Origin of the sequence: Kluyvera sp. NPDC087067, assembly GCF_044745165.1 — a bacterium.
In the GTDB taxonomy this organism is placed as follows: domain Bacteria; phylum Pseudomonadota; class Gammaproteobacteria; order Enterobacterales; family Enterobacteriaceae; genus Kluyvera.
In genome coordinates this window covers 296,371-316,385 of the sequence record NZ_JBIUZS010000004.1, presented here as the reverse complement: position 1 = coordinate 316,385, position 20,015 = coordinate 296,371, and the positions used below count along the sequence as shown (strand labels likewise).

At 57.2% G+C, this 20,015-nt stretch carries 16 protein-coding genes; 7 read left to right on the top strand and 9 right to left on the bottom strand.

Going from position 1 to position 20,015, the window contains the following annotated elements; genetic code table 11:
* Positions 1 to 3: 3 nt before the first annotated feature.
* The gene (gene fes / locus ACIPDS_RS13045) at positions 4 to 1,260 is read right to left on the bottom strand and encodes an enterochelin esterase (protein ID WP_400736309.1); all 1,257 of its coding nucleotides are present in this window, start codon (positions 1,258 to 1,260) and stop codon (positions 4 to 6) included.
* A gap of 152 nt (positions 1,261 to 1,412) precedes the next feature.
* Here fes and ACIPDS_RS13040 point away from each other — a divergent pair, with 152 nt between their 5' ends.
* Both ACIPDS_RS13040 and entD read left to right on the top strand, forming a co-directional pair.
* A complete protein-coding gene (locus ACIPDS_RS13040; protein WP_400736306.1) occupies positions 1,413 to 3,686 on the top strand; it encodes a TonB-dependent siderophore receptor in 2,274 nt (757 codons plus the stop codon).
* A gap of 49 nt (positions 3,687 to 3,735) precedes the next feature.
* Positions 3,736 to 4,359: an enterobactin synthase subunit EntD gene (entD, locus tag ACIPDS_RS13035; protein WP_400736303.1), complete on the top strand. Its 624-nt coding sequence runs from the start codon at positions 3,736 to 3,738 to the stop codon at positions 4,357 to 4,359.
* A 775-nt stretch (positions 4,360 to 5,134) separates the two neighbouring features.
* Here the strand turns inward: entD and ACIPDS_RS13030 are convergent.
* Genes ACIPDS_RS13030 through ACIPDS_RS13020 form a run of 3 tightly spaced genes read right to left on the bottom strand, consistent with a single transcriptional unit; the run spans position 5,135 to position 12,084 of the window.
* The gene (locus tag ACIPDS_RS13030; RefSeq protein WP_400736300.1) at positions 5,135 to 8,230 is read right to left on the bottom strand and encodes an efflux RND transporter permease subunit; all 3,096 of its coding nucleotides are present in this window, start codon (positions 8,228 to 8,230) and stop codon (positions 5,135 to 5,137) included.
* 14 nt (positions 8,231 to 8,244) lie between these two features.
* Positions 8,245 to 9,315, bottom strand: a complete 1,071-nt coding sequence (locus tag ACIPDS_RS13025) for an efflux RND transporter periplasmic adaptor subunit (RefSeq protein WP_400736297.1) — start codon at positions 9,313 to 9,315, stop codon at positions 8,245 to 8,247.
* A 54-nt stretch (positions 9,316 to 9,369) separates the two neighbouring features.
* Positions 9,370 to 12,084: a cation-transporting P-type ATPase gene (locus ACIPDS_RS13020; protein ID WP_400736756.1), complete on the bottom strand. Its 2,715-nt coding sequence runs from the start codon at positions 12,082 to 12,084 to the stop codon at positions 9,370 to 9,372.
* A gap of 515 nt (positions 12,085 to 12,599) precedes the next feature.
* Between ACIPDS_RS13020 and ACIPDS_RS13015 the strand changes: the two genes are divergently transcribed.
* Complete coding sequence (locus tag ACIPDS_RS13015; RefSeq protein WP_166514783.1) at positions 12,600 to 12,848, top strand: DUF1158 domain-containing protein; 249 nt, start codon at positions 12,600 to 12,602, stop codon at positions 12,846 to 12,848.
* A gap of 441 nt (positions 12,849 to 13,289) precedes the next feature.
* On the opposite strand, the gene ACIPDS_RS13010 is transcribed toward ACIPDS_RS13015, so the two are convergent.
* Together ACIPDS_RS13010 and ACIPDS_RS13005 are read right to left on the bottom strand one after the other, a co-directional pair.
* Entirely contained in the window at positions 13,290 to 13,637 is a 348-nt protein-coding gene (locus tag ACIPDS_RS13010) for a RamA family antibiotic efflux transcriptional regulator (RefSeq protein ID WP_166514782.1), read from the bottom strand.
* A 33-nt stretch (positions 13,638 to 13,670) separates the two neighbouring features.
* Positions 13,671 to 14,786, bottom strand: coding sequence for an MBL fold metallo-hydrolase (locus ACIPDS_RS13005; RefSeq protein WP_400736753.1), 1,116 nt, complete (start codon positions 14,784 to 14,786; stop codon positions 13,671 to 13,673).
* 174 nt (positions 14,787 to 14,960) lie between these two features.
* Here ACIPDS_RS13005 and ACIPDS_RS13000 point away from each other — a divergent pair, with 174 nt between their 5' ends.
* From ACIPDS_RS13000 to nfsB, 3 genes are all read left to right on the top strand, one after another.
* On the top strand, positions 14,961 to 15,536 hold the full coding sequence (locus ACIPDS_RS13000; protein ID WP_400736292.1) for a TetR/AcrR family transcriptional regulator: 576 nt from the start codon (positions 14,961 to 14,963) through the stop codon (positions 15,534 to 15,536).
* A complete protein-coding gene (locus ACIPDS_RS12995) occupies positions 15,536 to 15,904 on the top strand; it encodes an MmcQ/YjbR family DNA-binding protein (RefSeq protein ID WP_400736289.1) in 369 nt (122 codons plus the stop codon). Before ACIPDS_RS13000 ends, ACIPDS_RS12995 begins: the two co-directional genes overlap by 1 nt.
* 122 nt (positions 15,905 to 16,026) lie before the next feature.
* On the top strand, positions 16,027 to 16,680 hold the full coding sequence (gene nfsB / locus ACIPDS_RS12990; protein ID WP_166514779.1) for an oxygen-insensitive NAD(P)H nitroreductase: 654 nt from the start codon (positions 16,027 to 16,029) through the stop codon (positions 16,678 to 16,680).
* 163 nt (positions 16,681 to 16,843) lie between these two features.
* On the opposite strand, the gene ACIPDS_RS12985 is transcribed toward nfsB, so the two are convergent.
* The 3 genes from ACIPDS_RS12985 to ACIPDS_RS12975 form a co-directional block, all read right to left on the bottom strand.
* Entirely contained in the window at positions 16,844 to 17,131 is a 288-nt protein-coding gene (locus ACIPDS_RS12985; protein WP_166514778.1) for a helix-turn-helix transcriptional regulator, read from the bottom strand.
* Positions 17,112 to 17,441 carry a type II toxin-antitoxin system RelE/ParE family toxin gene (locus tag ACIPDS_RS12980; protein ID WP_400736285.1) on the bottom strand — a complete coding sequence of 110 codons (330 nt, stop codon included), beginning with the start codon at positions 17,439 to 17,441 and terminating at the stop codon, positions 17,112 to 17,114. Before ACIPDS_RS12980 ends, ACIPDS_RS12985 begins: the two co-directional genes overlap by 20 nt.
* 167 nt (positions 17,442 to 17,608) lie before the next feature.
* The gene (locus ACIPDS_RS12975) at positions 17,609 to 18,478 is read right to left on the bottom strand and encodes a helix-turn-helix transcriptional regulator (RefSeq protein ID WP_400736282.1); all 870 of its coding nucleotides are present in this window, start codon (positions 18,476 to 18,478) and stop codon (positions 17,609 to 17,611) included.
* Positions 18,479 to 18,585: 107 nt separating this feature from the next.
* Between ACIPDS_RS12975 and ACIPDS_RS12970 the strand changes: the two genes are divergently transcribed.
* The gene (locus ACIPDS_RS12970) at positions 18,586 to 20,013 is read left to right on the top strand and encodes an MFS transporter (RefSeq protein WP_400736279.1); all 1,428 of its coding nucleotides are present in this window, start codon (positions 18,586 to 18,588) and stop codon (positions 20,011 to 20,013) included.
* Positions 20,014 to 20,015 lie beyond the last annotated feature (2 nt).

Below are 20,015 nucleotides of genomic sequence, written 5' to 3'. Positions count from 1 at the left end.
TCGTTAATCCCGCGTTGCGGCCTGGGTGTCCCAGAGCGTGATGAGCCCGGCGGTGAGTCCGCCGCGCCAGCAAAGCGCATCATGTCCGCCGTCAACCTGACGCCAGAAAACCGGCTGCTGCATATGATCTAATTGCGTCAAAAGCGCCTGATTGGCGCGAAAAATAAGCGGCTCACGGATACCGGCTTCCAGCACAATCCGCAATCCCTGAGGGTTCAGCTCGCCGCGTTCAAGCCCGGCCACAATCTCACCGGTTTCACGGCCACCGCGATGTGGCCACCAGTACGATCCCGACTGGCTCAGTACGCAGCCAAAGCGTTGCGGCCAGTGTAATCCGGCATACATCGCCGACAGGCCGCCGAAGCTCTGCCCCGCCACTATCGTGCGATCGGCACGGTCGCTAAAGGGCGCAATGGCCTGCACCTGCGGCAGCAACTCCTGCTGTACCGCCAGCCAGAAATCCGCGTTGCACGGCAGTTCGCGGCTGCGATGGGCGTTGTCGATAACATCAATCAGCAGATACACCGCCGGAGGAAGCTTTCTGGCGTCGGTGAGCGCGGCAAGCGCGGGCCAGACCGGCATACTTTCGGCCCAGAACTGACCGTCCAGCAACACCGCCAGCGGTCGCGCTTCCTCGTTCGGTTCACCGGTCGTGAAAATCCATACTCGCCGCTGATTTCCTAAACGGTCGCTGCGCCAGGTGATGCACTGCGGTTCATTCCAGACGCTGGCAGGCGTAGACCAGCCGGGCTGTTCAGGGGCATTCGGCAGTTCGAATGCGGAAACCGGGTGTCCACGACCGCCCTTCCAGCTGTGCGCATTTAGCGGGTCAGCCACGGCGTGCGGCAGCAATTTGCGCCAGCCTTCACGCAGTTGCATGCGGTCAGGTTCGACGGCGGTGAAAATACCGGGGGCGAAATCGTCTTCATGTGCAGAGGGAATGAAACAGTAGCTGCCGCGCCAGGTGGACGGCAAGGTGGTCGTCCAGCACCAGGCATCGGTGTGAGGTATACGTTGTAAGGTCTGCGGGGCACTATTGTGGTGGTGATCGGTGACGCCGGTGATGTAAATCCACACCCGACGAATCGGTGATGTGGTCTCGTTTCCCGCAGGATCTCGCCACCAGAAAGTTACCTTATACCCTTCGCTAACCTGCTCATATTGTGGGCCTTTAAGCGTTGCCCACCATGTGTCACTTCCTGTCTCTAACTTCTCCACCACGTTAACCCCATGTTTATTGTGGAATTTCTTGTTACACATGAAAATTTATTGATAATATTATTGATAACTATTTGCATTTGCAATAGCGTAATGCCGCGCAACTTTCACATGCTTTAGGCATATAACCCCGCCGTATCCCTTTTTCGGGAATGGATTTAAACAGCATGCGGCGATAGAAAGCAGGACAAAAAATGAATAATAAAATCAAATCCCTGGCCCTCCTGGTCAATTTGGGTATTTATGGCATCGCGGCACCGGCTTTTGCCGCTGAGACCACTGGCGACAAAACCGCTGACGGCGAAACGATGGTGGTGACCGCTGCCGAGCAGAACCTGCAGGCTCCGGGCGTTTCCACTATCACCGCCGACGAAATTCGTAAACGCCCACCGGCGCGCGACGTCTCTGAAATCATCCGTACTATGCCAGGCGTGAACCTCACCGGTAACTCAACCAGCGGCCAGCGCGGCAACAATCGTCAGATTGATATTCGCGGTATGGGCCCGGAAAACACCCTGATTCTTATCGACGGTAAACCGGTGACCAGCCGCAATTCCGTGCGTCAGGGCTGGCGCGGTGAGCGTGATACCCGTGGCGATACCGGCTGGGTTCCGCCGGAAATGATTGAACGTATTGAAGTGCTGCGTGGCCCTGCGGCTGCCCGTTACGGTAACGGTGCGGCGGGCGGCGTGGTGAACATCATCACCAAAAAAGGCGGCGATGAGTGGCACGGTTCGTGGAACACCTACCTGAACGCGCCGGAGCATAAAGAAGAAGGCTCCACCAAGCGCACCAACTTCAGCCTCAACGGCCCGCTGGGCGGAGATTTCAGCTTCCGTCTGTTTGGTAACCTTGATAAAACCCAGGCCGACGCGTGGGATATCAACGACGGTCACCAATCCCAACGTACCGGTGCGTACGCCGATACCATGCCTGCCGGGCGCGAAGGGGTGGAGAACAAAGATATTAACGGCCAGCTGCGTTGGGACTTTGCGCCAATGCAGTCGCTGGAGTTTGAAGCGGGCTACAGCCGTCAGGGCAACCTGTACGCGGGCGACACGCAGAACACCAACAACGACAATAAAACCAACGGTCTGGTGAAAAAATACTACGGGAAAGAGACTAACCGTATGTATCGCCAGAACTATGCGCTGACCTGGAACGGCGGCTGGGATAACGGCATCACCACCAGCAACTGGGCGCAGTACGAACATACCCGTAACTCGCGTCTGGGCGAAGGTCTGGCCGGCGGTCTGGAAGGCCTGTTTAACAGCAACCAGTTCAGCGATACCGATCTGGCCGACGTGATGCTGCACAGTGAAATCAGCATTCCGTTCGATCTGTGGGTTAACCAGAATCTGACGCTGGGCACCGAGTGGAATCAGCAGCGCATGAAGGACTCCAGCTCCAACGGACAAACCTTCATGGGCGGCAATATTCCGGGATACAGCAGCACCGACCGCAGCCCTTATTCACAAGCGGAGATTTTTTCCCTGTTCGCTGAGAACAACATGGAGCTGACCGACAGCACCATGTTAACGCCAGCACTGCGTTTCGATCATCACAGTATTGTCGGTGATAACTGGAGCCCGTCGCTGAACTTGTCACAGGGCTTAGGCGACGACTTCACCCTGAAAATGGGTATCGCGCGGGCGTACAAAGCGCCAAGTCTGTATCAGACCAACCCAAACTACATTCTGTACAGCAAAGGTCAGGGCTGTTACGCCACGGGCGCGGCGACCGGTATTGGTTGCTACATGATGGGTAACGACGATCTGAAAGCGGAGACCAGCATCAACAAAGAGATTGGTCTGGAGTTCAAACGTGAAGGCTGGCTGGCCGGGGTGACCTGGTTCCGTAACGATTACCGTAACAAAATTGAAGCGGGAACGACGCCGCTGAGCCGTACCTCGATTACCAGCGGCGCAAAAACGACTTACACCGATATCTACCAGTGGGAAAACATTCCTAAAGCGGTGGTGGAAGGTCTGGAAGGAACGTTGAATATTCCGGTAAGCGAAACCGTTAACTGGACCAACAACATCACCTACATGCTGCAAAGTAAGAATAAAGAGACCGGCGAGCGCCTGTCGATTATTCCAGAGTACACCCTGAACTCCACGCTGAGCTGGCAGGTACGTCAGGACGTTTCTCTGCAATCCACCTTCACCTGGTACGGTAAGCAAGAGCCGAAGAAATACGATTATCAGGGCAAACCGGTGTCCGGCACCTCGGCCACCGTGGCGAGCCCTTACAGTATTCTCGGCCTGAGCGCGACCTGGGACGTGAACAAAAATCTCAGCCTGACCGGCGGCGTGGATAACGTCTTCGACAAACGTCTGTGGCGCGAAGGTAACGCCCAGACCGTGAGTGATACCAAGACCGGCGATTATATGGCGGGCGCGGGCGCGTACACCTATAACGAGCCGGGCCGTACCTGGTACCTGAGCGTTAACACCCACTTCTGATAAGATGTGTGCCCCCTCTCCCGCCCGGGAGAGGGTTTTCAGGAGCCGTATGCGAACCCATCACACGACCCTCAATACCATTCAACGCATCGATTTCGACCCCGATACCTTTACGCCAGGCGATCTATTGTGGTTACCGCATCATGCGGCGCTTGCGCGCACGGGAAAAAAACGCCAGACCGAGCATTTAGCCGGGCGTATTGCCGCCGTTCATGCGCTGCGGGTATTTGGTGAAAAAGCGGTGCCGGGGATTGGCGAGCAGCGCCAGCCGCTGTGGCCTGCGGGGCTTTATGGCAGTATTAGTCACTGCGGGAAAACGGCGGTGGCCGTGGTGTCGCGGACGCCGACGGGCATTGATATTGAGCGCGTATTTGACGACACGCTGGTAGCGTCATTGGCGCAAGAGATTGCTACCGATAGCGAACTCGCCGTGTTACGTCACAGTTCGCCTGGTTTTACGCTCGCCTTAACCCTCGCTTTTTCGGCGAAAGAAAGCCTGTATAAAGCTTTCTCCCTGAAGCATCCTGAGTTGCAGCATTTTCATCAGGCGACGGTGATTTCCGTGGATGAGCAGCAGGTCAGGCTTAATATTGCTGCGCTCACGCTTACCGTCAGTGTCCGGTGGTTTTTGCTCGATGCAGACACGATCCTCACCGTTTACCACACGCCATAAACCGGCTGAGCCGCCCCCTCACCCTAACCCTCTCCCCAAGCTGTCTCATATACACAAATTCGTGGGACAGAACTGAATGTATGTCAGTCTGGTGAGGGGTTCCGTTCACTTTACGTCAGGCAGAATATGAAGTCCCGTCACCGGTGAACGGGCTAAGGGATGCGGCCGCGCACCCCTTAGCAATCCCCGCGGCCCCGCAGGGAAATCGGTGCTTCGCACTGCGCTCGCCTTCGAACTCCAGCCTGCGGCACGGCGAAACTCGACCTCCTGTCTCGCTTCGCCTCAGTCCGCCATCCATGGCGTCCTGACCTTGTCTTCCATTCTCCGGTTCGCCGATTTTCAGCGGGGACTCCGCCGTTCCAGCGACATTCGTTTTTGCTGTTAACTCAAAGGCCGCACGGTTTCTGGTGGCGTCTAAATCGCCGAAGCGTTCCCTGGAGGCCGGGGCAGCCCACAGGGATGTGGGCTGAGGGCGCGGTTTTACAGGGACGTTGCCTCGCGCCCGACCCGGAGCCGGAAGGGATAAGCAGAGGGAACCGCGTAGCGGCGATTTTGCCGCCAGAGCCTGGGGGTGCAGGGGGCGGCGGCGACTGGCCGCCCCTTGCGCGCTCTCTGCGCCAGTGCAATTTATATGGCTAGCATTGGAAGAGAGCGCAACATATTGATAAACATTAATATATCACCCCTTACCTGATCGCTGTCACCACGAATTTGTGTATAAGAGACAGCTCCCATAGGGGAGAGGGTATTCTATGGCGCGGTCTTTGATGAGGGGTTAACCCGCCCGGCGGTGCGCCCACTCGCGCAGACGCTGGAACAAGGCGTACAGCGACGGGATAAACAGGATGCCAATCACCGTCGCCACCAGCATCCCGCTAAAGACGGTGGTACCGATAATCTGCCGACTCTGTGCGCCTGCACCGGTGGAGAACATCATCGGCATGATGCCGATAATAAACGACACCGCCGTCATCATCACCGCCCGGAAGCGACGGGTTGCCCCTTCACGCGCGGCATCCACAATCGACAGCCCTGCCTGCCGCTGGGCACGGGCGAACTCAACGATAAGAATCGCGTTTTTCGCCGCCAGGGCTATCAGTAACACCAGCCCTATCTGGACGTATACGTCATTGGCGTAGCCCGCAATCCATAACCACAGCAGCGCACCGCCGATGGCGAACAGCACCGACAACATAACGCTTGCCGGGAGCGTCCAGCTTTCGTACTGCGCCACGAGGAACAGCCACGCCATCGCCACCGCCGCCAGCACAATCCATATCGCCTGGTTGCCGGTCTGCTGCTCCTGCCACGACAGGCCGCTCCACGCGTAGTCGTAGCCCTCCGGCAAATGTTCCGCCAGCAGCGTTTCCATCTGCGCCATTGCCGTGCGGCTGCTGACCCCTTCTGCCGCCGAACCGCTCACTGACACCGACGGGAACTGGTTATATTGCTGGATAAACGGCGCGCCCACGGTTGGCGTAATGATCACCAGATTGCTCAGCCGCACGCGCTCACCGTGGTTGCTGCGGACAAACAGTTCGCTGATTTGCTCAGCGCGCTCACGCCAGTGCATCTCGTTTTGCATCACCACGTGATAGACGCGATTGTTGATGCTGAAATCCCCGGCGCGGGTGCCACCAAACGCCGTTTGCAGGCTGGTAAAGATGCGCGACACCGGGACATCCAGGCGCGCCGCCTGGTCGCGGTCGACGGTCAACGTCAGCTGTGGAACGTTGCTGCTCCAGGTGGTGAAGACACGACTTAACTGTGGATGTTGATTGGCTTCCAGCAAAATCTTACGCGTCACCTGCTCAAGCTCAGCGGAAGATTGCCCGGCCTGCGCCAGAACACGCAGGTCAAAACCGGCGGCATTTCCCAGCCCCGGCAGCGTTGGCGGCGCAAACAGCATAATATTCGCCTGCGGCAGCGCCTGAAGCTGGCGCTGTAGCTCGCCCATCACCGATGCAAGCGGCGCACGCTGCGACCAGTCTTTGAGCATCAGCGAGATAAAGCCGCTGTTTGATGCGCTGGTGCCGCTCAGAATGCTAAAGCCCGACACCTGAATCACATCTTCTACCGCCGGATGCGCCGCCAACAGCGCGCGCGCCTGTGCCATCACCGCTTCGGTACGCTCTAAAGAGGCCGATTCCGGGAGCTGTACATTAGCAAAGACGTAGCCCTGATCTTCTGACGGCAGGAAGCCTTTCGGCATGGAGGTAAAGCTATACGCCACCAGCAGCGCGGCAGCGCTGGTCGCCGCCACGGCCACCAGCGGGCGACGGTTCATCCACATGACTAACCGACCGTAGCCATCGCGCGTGGCGTCCAGGCCACGGTTGAACCACTGGAAGAACGCGGCAGGTTTTGCCGGGCGCGGACGCAGCAGCAGCGCGCAGAGCGCCGGGGTCAGCGTCAGCGCCACGATGCTCGACAGCGTAACCGCGGTGGAGAGCGTGACGGCAAACTGGCGGTATAACTCACCAACAATTCCCGGCAGCATCGCCACCGGCACAAACACCGCCAGCAGCACAAGCGTAGTGGCGATAACCGGGCCGGCAATCTGGCGCAGCGCCTGCGCGGTGGCTTCGCTGCGGCTTAACCCGTCAGCCATATGCCCTTCCACGCTTTCGACCACCACGATGGCATCGTCGACTACCATGGTCAGCGCCAGAATAATCGCAAACAGGCTTAGCGTGTTGGCGCTGTAACCGAGCAGGTAGAGCACCGCGAAGGTGCCGACCAGCGACACCGGAATGGCTAACGCCACAATCAGCGTCGCCCGCGCGCTTTGCAGGAACAGCGAAACCACCGCCACTACCGCCAGCAGGGTGAGCGCCAGCGAGGTGCCAATCTCCTTAATCGTTGCCGCCACAAAGCGGGTAGTATCAAATTTCACCTCCCAGGTCAGGTCGGCCGGAAAACGGCTTTGCAGGCGGGTGAGTTCGTTGCGCACGGCGCTGGCCACCTGCAAGGCGTTAGCGGTCGGCGTGGGATAAATCCCCATGTAGGCCGATTCAACGCCATTGAGCTGGGCGCTGGAGTTGTAGCTGCGGGCGCCAAGCTCGGTGGTTGTCACATCGGCAAGGCGAACTAACTGCCCCTGTTCACCGCTGCGCACCACGATGTCGGCAAACTCCGCCGCGGTGCTCAAACGCCCTAGCCCGTTGATGGTCAGGGTTTGTTGTTGACCGTTAAACACCGGCGGCGTGCCCACCTGCCCGGCTGCGCCCTGTACGTGCTGCTCGTTGAGCGCTTTGGCGATATCGTCGCTGGTAATATTCAGCGCATTCATCCGGTCAGGGCGCAGCCAGATGCGCATACTGTAATCCCGCGCGCCAAACATCTGCACCTGGCCGACGCCCGGCAGACGCGCCAGCGCTTCACGGATCTGCGTGCTGGCATAGTTGCTCACCTGCAACGGCGCGAGCGTACCGTTCGGCGAATAGAGGCTTACGCCCATCAGCAAATTACTGGCGCGTTTACGCACCTGCACGCCGTTTTGTTGGGCATCGGCAGGCAGTTGTGCCACGGCCTGCGCCACGCGGTTTTGTACATCTATCGCCGCCATGTCCGGGTCGGTTCCCGCGGCAAACGTCAGGTTCAGGCTATAGCCGCCATCGTCGGAGCTGGTCGACTCCATGTAAAGCATCTGGTCAACGCCGTTGAGCTGAGTTTCCAGCGGCGCGGCGATGGCTTCCGCCACGTCCTGCGCGCTGGCACCCGGCCAACTGGCGCTCACGTTCACCACCGGCGGCGTGATTTGCGGGTATTGTTCCACTGGAATCAGCTTTAACGCGACCGCACCGACAAAGGTCATCAACAGCGCAATCACCATGGCAAATCGCGGACGACGGATAAAAAACGTCAGCATCGTTCACTCCTTCCTTAATTCAACAGCTGCACGACGGCGCCGTTGGTCAGGCGCTGTGCGCCTTCGGTAATCACGCGCTCACCCGCCTGAAGCCCTTGGGTAACAGCAAAGTTTTGTCCCTGCTGCCCGCCCAGTGTCAGGCGTCGCTGGACGGCGGTATTCTCAGCCGTCAGCACCCAGCTAAAGTAGCCCTGGGCATCCTGCTGCACGGCCGACACGGGGATCATCAGGCTTTTGCCCAGCGCTTTGGGCCGCAGCGTGACGTTAACATTGCCGCCCGGTAGCAGCCGGTGTTGCAGGTTGGCAAACTCGGCGCGCACGGCGACGCTGGCGGTACGGGCATCAATGCGGTTATCGACCGAGGTCAGCACGCCATCTTCACGTTTGCCATCCAGGGTAATTTGCGCCAGCCAGGCGGTTTTCAGCGTGCTGATATCCGGGTGCTGCCCGGCCTTGCTGTAAAATGCCGCCTCGTCGAGCGCGAAACTTACGCGCACCGGGTCGAGCTGGACGACCTCCACCAGCACGCCGCTGGCGGCATTCACCAGGCTGCCGACGTGAAAGGCGCTGTGCCCCACGCGGCCGCTCACCGGGGAGGTGATGCGGGTGTAATCGAGGATGATTTGCTGGGCGCTGACCCGCGCCTTTGCTTGCTCGACGGCGGCTGCGGCAACATCGCGCTGCATCTGTGCATTGTCCACATCATTGCGGCTAATCGACTGATGGGTTTTCAGGCTCTGAAAACGCGTCAACAGTTGCTGCGCCTGCCGCAGCGAGGCCTGCGCGCTTTTTAACTCGGCCTGCGCTAACGCCAGGGCGGCGCGCGGCTGAGCATCGTCGAGGGTAAACAGCAGGCCGCCTGCCTGAATATTCTGTCCATCCTGGAAATGGCGCTGCACGATAGCGCCTTCGGTACGCGCCCGGATATCGACGGCATGAACGGCCTCGACGCGGCCCGGTAACTGGCGCTCCACCGCATGTGGCGCAGGTTCAACGGTGGTAACACGTACCGGAATCGCGGCGGATGCGAGGGTGCAGTAGGCCAGCCCGCAGGCAAGCCAGGCGAGGCGGAGTGTATTTTTCATCGGGGGATCCTTGCAGAGTCGGTGCTCCTCTCCATGAGAGAGGAGCACGCAGGGCTAGGCGGTTTTGCGGAATCGGCGGGTCAGGCGCTTTTCAACTTCAACCACCAGGAACATCACGACAGCGATAGCGAGAGTAATCCCCCAGTAGCGCAGCGGCAGCGCTTCGGTGCCAAACAGCGTCTGCATCAGCGGCAGGTAGATAATTGCCACCTGGAGCGCCAGCAGGACGCCGGTCACAAGCCAGATACCTTTGTTCTTCAGCAGGCCGCTGTTCAAGGAGAAGCGGTCGCTGCTGCGGCAGTTAATCATGTAGACCCACTGCGCGGTCACCAGCATCTGCAACAGCACGGTGCGGATAAACTCGGCGCTGTGGCCGCGCGGCGCAAGCCAGGCCTCAAGAATAAAGGCAGCAATCGCAATCATCGAGCCCACAAAGGCCACGCGCCAGACGGCATAGGCATCCATCACGTGCTGGCCGGTTTTGCGCGGCGGACGGTTCATCACGTTGCGCTCGGCGGCTTCAAACGCGAGGCCGAAGGAGAGCGTGGCGGAGGTCGCCATGTTCATCCACAAGATAAGTACCGGCGTCAGCGGGATAATATTGCCCGCCAGCAGCGCGATGATAATCAGCAGCCCCTGCGCCAGGTTGGTCGGCATGATAAACAGGATGGTCTTTTTCAGGTTGTCGTAGACGCGACGGCCCTCTTTCACCGAACTGGCGATGGTGGCAAAGTTGTCATCGGTCAGCACCATGTCGGCGGCCTCTTTGGTCACCTCGGTGCCTTTGATGCCCATGGCGATACCGACGTCAGCCTGACGCAGCGCCGGGGCGTCGTTAACGCCATCGCCGGTCATGCCGACAATTTCGCCGCTGTCCTGCAACGCTTTTACCAGGCGCAGCTTATGCTCCGGGCTGGTACGTGCAAAGATGTCGTACTCCACCGCCGCTTTTGCCAGCTCGGCGTCGTCCATGTGCTCTAACTGGTAGCCGGTCATCGCTTCACGGCTGTTACGGATCCCCAACATCTGGCCGATGCTCATCGCCGTCTGCGGGTGATCGCCGGTGATCATCTTCACGCGGATCCCCGCGTTCTGGCAGGTATTGATCGCATCAACGGCTTCCGGGCGCGGCGGGTCCATCATCCCGGCGATGCCGAGGAACACCAGCCCCTGCTGGAGGTCGCTGTGATCGAGCGTTTTCTGTCCGGCGTTCGCCGGTTTGGCGGCCGCCGCGACCATGCGCAGCCCCTGGCTGGCAAAGCGTGCCATTTCTGCTTCCCAGTAGCTGCGGTCGAACGGCGCTACGCCGCGCGCGGTCTGCTGCTGCTGGCACAGCGCAAACAGGACATCCGGCGCGCCGGTGACCATCACGGTCTCTTCGTCAGCCAACTGGAAGTGAGTCGACATATATTTGTACTGAGAATCAAACGGGATCTTGGCAATCAGTTGAGTCCGCAGCGGCGTCAGATTCGCCTTCGCCGCCAGCACCTTCAGCGCGCCTTCGGTTGGGCCACCGGTAATCCCCCAATGGCCTGCGGCATCCTGCACCAGCTGGCTGTCATTACACAGATCGATAGTGCGTAGATACGTTTCCAGCACCGTGTTCGGCTGTACCGTCACCGCAGTATTGCAACCTTCCAGATAAATATTGCCGTGCGGCTCGTAGCTGTTGCCGTCTACGCGGTAGCAGCTATCGGCGGTAATAATCGCTTTTACGGTCATTTCGTTCATGGTCAGGGTGCCGGTTTTATCCGAGCAGACCACGGTCATCGCCCCGAGAGTTTCAACGGTTGGCAGCTTGCGGATAATCGCCCGCTTGCGCGCCATCGCCTGAACGCCCAAAGACAAAATAATCGAGATAATCGCCGGCAGACCTTCCGGTACGGCGGCAACGGCCAGGCTAATTAGCGACAGCAGCAGCTCGCCGAGCGGGATATCGCGCAGCAGCATGCTAAAGACGAACAGCGCCACCATCATCGCCAGGATAATGGCAAAAATGGCTTTACCCAGTTTGTCCATCTGCACCAGCAGCGGCGTGCGGTGCTTCTCAATGCCTGCCATCATCTGGTTGATGTGGCCAAGCTCGGTCTCCTGACCGGTGGCAACCACCACGCCCTTGCCGCCACCGGCGCTGACGGTGGTGCCGGAGAACAGCATGTTGGTGCGGTCACCCAGCGACAGCTCACCGTGCAATGCCTCAACGTGCTTATCGACAACGGTCGACTCACCGGTCAGGATCGCCTCTTCCACGCGCAGGTTGTGCGCTTCAATCAGGCGCATATCTGCCGGAATACGGTCGCCCGCGCGCAGTACCACGATATCGCCCGGAACCAGTTCGGTGGTCGCCACCGTCATAGGGTTGCCGTCGCGGATCACCTGCGCATCGCTTGAAAGCATGTTACGGATGCTTTTGAGCGATTTCTCGGCGTTACTCTCCTGGATGTGACCAATCAGGGCGTTAATCACCGTCACACCGAGGATAACCGCGGTATCGACCCAGTGGCCCATTACCGCAGTCAGCGCCGCAGCGGCCAGCAGCACATAGATCAGGACATCGTTAAAGTGTGCGAGGAAACGGAGCCACGCGGGCTTACCTTTCTTTTCCGGCAAGGCGTTAGGGCCATAAACATGCAGACGCTGCTGGGCGTCGGCAGGGCTAAGGCCGTTAGGCTGGCTGTTTAACTGCGACAGGACTTCCTGGGCTGAGCGCTGATAAGCGTGCTCGTGCGAGTCAGGAGCGGAGCGTGAAACATTCTGAGTGTTCATCATTTTCGACAAAATAGCGTTTCCTTTTAAATTCCTGCGAACGGAAAGCCTGAATTCACTTTCTGGCCAAGGCGACGTCGTTAATTATTTACTGCATTCAAAGAATATTTATTCTCCGACAAAATTCTTTGTTGTATAAATTTCAAAACGACATTAAGTTTATTAACTGATATTAATATTACAGAATATTTCTAAACCCAATCTAAACGAGGTCATTATGTTTGGAATCTACAGAGGACGCCGCCTGGCGCTGTACATCGCCCTAGCTATCGTGGTCGCCACGCTGGTTGGATACAGTACTTATACTTTTGTAAAAATATTATCTGGGGCATGACGTTAATTTACGAAAGACTTATTTAATTTAATATCGATTGTTATTTATCGCCTGTTATACGATGAATTTCGTAGGGCTTATTATTTATATTAATTAATACCGTCGAATGTTTATTAAATTAGAAACATTGCGTTCCATAAAAAATTACTGGACAATAATATCTTTAACTAAAGATTAACATTACATGAAGCATCCACTTGAAACGCTGATGACCGCCGCCGGTATTTTATTGCTGGCGCTTCTTTCCTGCCTGCTGCTCCCGGCACCTTCCCTTGGGCTGACGCTGGCGCAAAAGCTGGTGGAGACCTTCCATTTTATGGATCTCAATCAGTTCTATACGGTGCTGTTTTGCGTGTGGTTCCTGGCGCTGGGGACGGTGGAGTATCTTGTGCTGCGTTTTGTGTGGCGACGTTGGTTTTCGCTGGCGGATTAGGTACGGTGTGTCCCCGAGTACCCTATCGGTGTAGGCCGGATAAGGCGCAGCCGCCATCCGGCAATCTGCGCGGATGCGCCTGATGGCGCGTTGCTTATCAGGCCTACGAAGTCGTCCCCTCGCCCCTTTGGGCTGACGCTGGCGGATTAGATGCGGTGTTTCCCCGAATTACCTATCGGTGTAGGCCGGATAAGGCGCAGCCGCCATCCGGCAATCTGCGCGGATGCGCCTGATGGCGCTTTGCTTATCAGGCCTGTGAAGTCGTCCCTTGGCCCCTTTGGGCTGACGCTGGCGGATTAGGTGCGGTGTTTCCCGGCGTCGCTACGCTCGACCGGGCTACGCGATAAATCGTGGTACATACTTGTTCCCTCGCCCCTTTGGGGAGAGGGTTAGGGTGAGGGGAAACCGGCGACAAAGCCCCCCGCTCTCCCCCTGAGAAGATCAATGCGTTTGCGGACGATGATTCTCTTTGCGATAAGCCCCCGGCGACAGATTGAACGTGCGGGTGAAAATGCGCGTAAACGTCTGCTGGGAATCAAACCCGTACTTCAGGCAAATGTCATACACCTTTTGATCGGTCGTACACAGCTCATCCGCCGCCAGATTGAGCTTACGCTTGCGAATATAGCGACCAAGACTCTCCCCTTTGTGCTGTAAAAAAATGCGCTGCAAATGCCATTTTGAATACCCGGCTCGGCGAGCAATTTCATCAATGCGCAGCGGTTGATGCAGATTGTTGTCAATCCATTCGACCAGCGTGTCGACAACCTGAGTGGCTAATTCGGTCATATACCCCTCCCCTCATTTAACTACAATCGGTGGTTACTCCCACCAGGCACGAAATGTTTGCGTTGTGTCGGCAAGCCAGACCGGCTCGCCCTGCATCGGCGTCAGCAGCCGATACGCTTTATCTTTACTGGCGGCGGCCAGCCGTTTGTACGGGTCGTCCCAGGTATGTTTTGCCAGCACAAAGCGTCCGGCATGCCCCGGCAGCACGCGCTGCGCGTTCAGGTCTACCGCCGCCTGCGCGGTTTGTTCTGGCATCATGTGGATATAGCGCCAGTCCTGGTCATACTGACCATCTTCCAGAATGGCGAGGTCAACGTTGCCAAACTGCTCGCCGATGGCTTTAAAGTGCGGGCCGTAGCCGCTGTCGCCGCTGTAGTAAATTTTCTGCGTTGGCGTCACGAACATAAAGCTGGCCCACAGCGTCTGGTTACGCTTGAGTCCACGCCCGGAGAAGTGACGTGCGGGCAGAACGTGCACGCTCAGCGCATCGCTGATGGTGACGCTTTGCTGCCAGTCCGCTTCGGTGATGATCTCGTCCTTCATCCCCCAGTAACGCAGATGAGAACCGACGCCCAGCGGCACGACAGCACGCTTCACCTTCGGCATCAGCCCTTTGATGGTGGCGTAGTCGAGGTGGTCATAGTGGTCGTGGGAGATAATCAGCAGATCAATCTCCGGCATATTGGCCGCCTGCCACGGATAATTACCGTCAAACGCCTTATTCAAAAAAGCGAACGGTGCGGCATAGCTGCTGAATACCGGGTCAATCAGAATGCGTTTACCGGATAACTGTAAGTACCACGACGAGTGGCCCAGCCAAATCATGGTGTCTTGCTGCAACGGCAGGCTGGCGAGGTCAGTTGGCACCAGCGGCAGCGGCTGCTGTGGACGGGCATTTTCCCGTTTAGCGGTCAAAAATTCCCACCACGCCATAAGCATGTTTTTGTCACCGGTAAAACCCGGCGTAGGCAATGTGTTCTGGAACGCGCCGTCGCGGTAGTTTGGCGAACGTTCGATCTGACTTTTCTCGGCCCCTTGCGGTGCCTGACCAAAACCGGCATTCAGAACAAAGGGCAAACTTGCGGCACTGGCAATAAGCATGATGGCAACCACACTGATGATGAAACGTTTCATGTCCTGACCCGAGATAAGCTTCATCCAGGAAGCCACATTAAAAAAGTTGATTATGAGTGAGTAGGCACTCATTATAGGAAGGTGCGAAAAAAATCGTCAAGCGATTTACAAAATTAAACATTCGACATTGAAGTCTCTGTCCCCGACATGTTTCAATCACGCTTTTAACCGTCAGAGAGGTAAAGTGTAGTGGCTCGTCCGAAGAGTGAAGATAAAAAACAAGCGTTACTGGAAGCGGCTACCAGCGCCATTGCCCAATCCGGCATTGCCGCGTCCACTGCGCTTATTGCGCGCAGTGCGGGGGTCGCTGAAGGCACACTGTTTCGCTATTTCGCCACCAAAGACGACCTGCTGAATGCGCTTTATCTGCATCTGAAGAGCGATCTGTGTCAGGCTATGCTCGCCGGACTCATTGAGAACGTTTCGCCAAAAGAATTTACCCACAGTATCTGGAACAGCTATATCGATTGGGGCGTGCGCAATCCTTTGGGCCACCACGCCATTCGCCGCATGGCGGTGAGTGAAAAAATCACCGCTGAAACTATCGACCAGGTGCGCGCTATGTTCCCGGAGCTCCAAAAGCTCTGTCAGCGTTCAGTCCGCCCGGTGTTTATGTCGGACGAATTTCGCGCTTTTGGCGATGCGTTGTTCCTGTCGCTGGCGGAAGCCACCATTGAATTTGCCAGCCGCGAACCGCAGCGCGCCGATGCCCTGAAAGCGCTGGGTTTTGAAGCCATGTGGCTGGCGCTTGCCGAGGAGGATTGATGGACGGTAAAACGCTGCACGCATGCGCACATGAATTTGCGCTGACCCTGCCTTTTTCTGATATCTACTGGCCGTTTGGGCCGGAATATGACGTTTTCACCGTCGAGGGGAAAATGTTTATGCTGAAAACCTTTCTGCACGGCGAGGCGATCCTCAATCTGAAGGCCGATCCCGAGCAATCCCTCTTACATCAGGCGATCTACCCGCATATCAAACCGGGTTACCATATGAATAAAAAACACTGGATTTCAGTCTATCCCGGCCCTGAGATCACCGAAGATCTGCTGAAAAGTTTGATTGAGGATTCGTGGAATCTGGTGGTCAATAAGCTGCCGAAGCGGGTTCAACAACGCGTTCGCCCCGTCTGATTTTGCGTTCAATGCGATAAGTGTTATCGCATTGAATACCCTTCTCATTTGTTAATTCGCGCGGTACCCTGCTGTGATTCAATACACCGATTGGCGGTGTTTTTCATCATTCAGGAGTATTTATGGACATCGTTTCCGTTGCCTTAGCGCGCTATTCCACCAAGGCGTTCGACGCCAGCAAAAAACTGACCGCAGAACAGGCAGCCGACCTGAAAACGCTGCTGCGCTATAGCCCGTCCAGCACCAACTCTCAGCCGTGGCATTTCATCGTCGCCAGCACCGACGAAGGGAAAGCGCGCGTGGCAAAATCCGCGGCGGGCGGCTACGTGTTTAACGAACGCAAAATGCTGGATGCTTCTCACGTGGTGGTATTCTGCGCGAAAACCGCTATTGACGATGCCTGGCTTGAAAAAGTGGTCGATCAGGAAGAGGCCGATGGTCGTTTCGCGACCCCGGAAGCAAAAGCGGCTAACCACAAAGGCCGTACCTTCTTTGCCGACCTGCACCGCAAAGAGTATCACGATGACGATCAGTGGGCTGCGCGTCAGACCTACCTCAACGTCGGTAACTTCCTGCTGGCCATGGGCGCAATGGGTCTGGATGCAGTACCGATTGAAGGCTTTGATGCTGCGGTGCTCGATGCCGAATTTGGTCTGAAAGAGAAAGGCTTTACCAGCCTGGTAGTGGTGCCGGTGGGTTATCACAGCGAAGAAGATTTTAATAAGAAGCTGCCGAAATCACGTCTGCCTGAAGAGACGGTGATTACCGAGGTTTAATTGGCTTCGGAGCCCTTCCCGGCGGCGCTGCGCTTGGCCGGGCTACAAGGGTATGGTGGTAAGCTATCAGTTTTTAATAAAACGGTGATTACCGAGATTTAATTGGCGAAGCCGGGTTACGGCAATATTGTAGCCCGGCCAAGCGCAGCGCCGCCGGGGAATCTCAATATAGCACTATCTGCGGGTGCTCTACGCCGCAGGCCAGCGCATAACGTGTCAACGTGTCCAGGCTCGCGCGGGTCACGTTGGCCTCCATTCTTGATACCGTTGGTGCACTAACGCCCATCTTCATCGCCACCTGCGCCCGTGTCAGGCCCGCATGATTTCGCCATTGTGCCAGCATGGCGCGCAACCTTTCTCGCCGAGCCTCAGCGTCAAACGCCGCTTTCACCTCCGGCGCGTCCAGCATCTCCGCTTTAAGCTCGTCCCAATCAATTATTTTCTTGCTCATCACGCATCTCCTGTAGCCGCTTTAGTGCCAGGCTAATCTCCGCCTGAGGCGTCCTGACCGTTTTTTTGATAAAAACGCGTAGCAAAAAAATCGTTTCTTCTCGCTGGAATACATAGATGCCGCGACTGTGAATGGCTCCCAGCGTGCGAATCTCAAAAAGCCCATGAGAAAGAGGTTTGCTGTCAGGCTCCCTGAGCGCCGTGGGATTATGCCGAAGTTTCTCTATCTTACCGATCATTTTGGCCTGAACCACCGGGGGCAAGGCCAGTAACTCATCCCTGACATCCGAATGAACAACGATTCTGAACACGATTTTTATCCCCGAAATATTAGCATATATGGCAAATTGCATTAAAGGCTAATCAGCCCATAAAGCATGACTTTATGCGTAATAACGGCGACATTCAGATTGCATCATCCATTCTGGATAGCGGATCGTAAAACATCCTCAAACGGTAGCGCGACCTGGGGAGTTTTTCAGCGCGAGAGTTTCTCCAGCACCACCTCCCCCGCTTCATCCACCGGTAAATAGACCAGCAGGCGCGAACCGTTGCGCGGCGCGGAGTACCAGTACATTTGCTGGAGCTGGAATTCACCGAACTCAGGGTGGCAGAAGTTTTTAATCTGGTTTTCGACGCCGCGAACGTCGTAACGTTGATGCCACATCGCTTCAAATTCTGCGGAAACGGCGAAGAAACGCGCCAGCTTGTTTTCCCACGCCGGTTCACCACGGTGTTCTGCCATCGCGGCGCGGAAATAGGAGACAAAGGTCGCCAGCGCGTCGCGGTTTGCCAATCGACTGCGCCAGTCTGGGTGAGTCAGATACAGATAGATACAATTTCTATCGTCCTCCGGCAGGGTCGAAAAATCGACGCCCATCAGCCGACAAAAGGCATCATTCCACGCCACAATATCAAAATTTGGCCGCTGAACGCTGGCCGGATTCGGCAGCAAACTGTCCAGCATACGCCGCGCGCCGGGGCTTACCGAGTCACATTGCGTGGCATTGAGCGACTCCAGAGGTTGCAGCCCCGCCAGCACGAAAAGGTGGCGCGTTTCCAGCTCGCTGCACGAAAGCGCCTCGGCGACCGCTTGCATTACCGCCACCGACGGATTAACCTCGCGCCCCTGCTCAAGCCAGGTATACCAGGTCACGCCGACATCAGCCAGCATCGCCACTTCTTCGCGACGCAGGCCCGGCGTGCGCCGCCGTCCGCTGCGCGGTAATCCCAACCGTTGCGGATCGAGACTTTCCCGTCGCGCCCGAAGAAATGCACCCAGCTGTTTACGGCTATCACTCTGCCGTGTCTGCAATGCATCGATTTCACTGTGGCTGATGAGGCTCATGGTATCTCCAGCATAGTAGTGCCAGTACCAGTATAACCAGGAACTGGTACCCGTTTATTTAATCAGCGATGCTACGGCCAATCGCTGAATGACGCAATGGAGTCACCATGAAAACGTCTACTGTTTCACCCGGCCGTGCTGGGCTTCTCCTGCTAATGACTGGCCTGATGTTGCCGCAAATTGATACCTCAATTACCAACGTCGCCCTCGACTCAATCACCGCGTCGCTGCACGCCAGCGCGACGCAGCTGGAGCTTATCGTCGCAATGTACGGCGTCGCGTTCGCCGTCTGTCTGGCTATGGGCAGTAAGCTTGGCGATAACTACGGACGCCGCCGCCTGTTTATGTGGGGCGTGGCGGTGTTTAGTCTGGCCTCGCTGCTGTGCGGCGTATCGAATTCGATTACCGCCCTGCTGGCTGCGCGCACCCTACAAGGCGCGGGCGCGGCGCTGATTGTGCCGCAAATTCTGGCGACGCTGCATGTCACGATGAAAGGCACCGCCCACGCTCGCGCCATTAGTCTTTACGGTGGGATCGGCGGGATCTCGTTTATTGTCGGGCAGATGTTCGGCGGCTGGCTGGTGTCGGCCGATATCGCCGGGATGGGCTGGCGTAACGCTTTTTTCATCAACGTGCCGATTGGTCTGCTGGTGCTGGCCTTTAGCCGCCGCTATGTCCCAGAAACCCGTCGCGACGGGCACGCCAGCATCGACTGGCAGGGTACGATTAGCCTCGGGCTGATTCTTTGCTGCCTGCTGTTCCCCATGGCATTGGGGCCGGAGCTGCACTGGCCGTGGTCAATGCGTTTGATGCTACTGGCGACGATTCCGCTGCTGTTGTGGATGCGCGCCAGCGCGCTGCATAAAGAGCGACGCGGCGAGCACCCGCTGCTGCCTCCACGGCTGCTAAAATTAGCCAGTATTCGTTTCGGGATGGTTATTGCCCTGCTGTTCTTCAGCGCGTGGTCTGGGTTTATGTTCTGTATGGCGCTGACCATGCAGTCGGGCCTGGGCATGGCGCCCTGGCAGTCAGGAAACAGCTTTGTCGCCCTCGGCGTCGCCTACTTCCTGTCGGCGATGTACGCACCGAAGCTGATTGCCCGCCACAGCATGGGGCGCATTATGGTGGCCGGTCTGGCGGTGCAGATAAGCGGCCTGCTGTTGCTGATGGAAACCTTCCATCATTTCGGCCAGTCAACCACCACGCTTAAGTTAATCCCGTCGACGGCGCTGATTGGCTATGGTCAGGCGCTGATTGTGAACTGCTTCTACCGTGTAGGAATGCGGGATATCACCGCCAACGATGCCGGTGCCGGCAGCGCGCTGCTCAGCACGGTGCAACAAGCCACGCTGGGGCTTGGCCCTGCCGTATTTGGCTCGCTGCTGCTGGTGTTGATGCGCAACCATCACGGCAGCTATACCGATGCGATGGTCGGCTTTCTGGGCGTTGAAGCGGTGATGATGCTACTGCTGGCTATTATCGCGATTGGCCTGCGCCATCATTTAAACCGCAGTCCGTCGCTCGCCACCTCGTAATG

Bases quoted from the DNA above. Each gene is read 5' to 3' on its own strand.
- ACIPDS_RS13030 (WP_400736300.1), bottom strand. From the start codon at position 8,230: ATGCTGACGTTTTTTATCCGTCGTCCGCGATTTGCCATGGTGATTGCG.
- ACIPDS_RS13025 (WP_400736297.1), bottom strand. From the start codon at position 9,315: ATGAAAAATACACTCCGCCTCGCCTGGCTTGCCTGCGGGCTGGCCTAC.
- nfsB (WP_166514779.1), top strand. From the start codon at position 16,027: ATGGACATCGTTTCCGTTGCCTTAGCGCGCTATTCCACCAAGGCGTTC.
- ACIPDS_RS12975 (WP_400736282.1), bottom strand. From the start codon at position 18,478: ATGAGCCTCATCAGCCACAGTGAAATCGATGCATTGCAGACACGGCAG.
- fes (WP_400736309.1), bottom strand. From the start codon at position 1,260: ATGTGTAACAAGAAATTCCACAATAAACATGGGGTTAACGTGGTGGAG.
- ACIPDS_RS12985 (WP_166514778.1), bottom strand. From the start codon at position 17,131: ATGAGCAAGAAAATAATTGATTGGGACGAGCTTAAAGCGGAGATGCTG.
- ACIPDS_RS13040 (WP_400736306.1), top strand. From the start codon at position 1,413: ATGAATAATAAAATCAAATCCCTGGCCCTCCTGGTCAATTTGGGTATT.
- entD (WP_400736303.1), top strand. From the start codon at position 3,736: ATGCGAACCCATCACACGACCCTCAATACCATTCAACGCATCGATTTC.
- ACIPDS_RS13010 (WP_166514782.1), bottom strand. From the start codon at position 13,637: ATGACCGAATTAGCCACTCAGGTTGTCGACACGCTGGTCGAATGGATT.
- ACIPDS_RS12995 (WP_400736289.1), top strand. From the start codon at position 15,536: ATGGACGGTAAAACGCTGCACGCATGCGCACATGAATTTGCGCTGACC.
- ACIPDS_RS12970 (WP_400736279.1), top strand. From the start codon at position 18,586: ATGAAAACGTCTACTGTTTCACCCGGCCGTGCTGGGCTTCTCCTGCTA.
- ACIPDS_RS13020 (WP_400736756.1), bottom strand. From the start codon at position 12,084: ATGATGAACACTCAGAATGTTTCACGCTCCGCTCCTGACTCGCACGAG.
- ACIPDS_RS13015 (WP_166514783.1), top strand. From the start codon at position 12,600: ATGAAGCATCCACTTGAAACGCTGATGACCGCCGCCGGTATTTTATTG.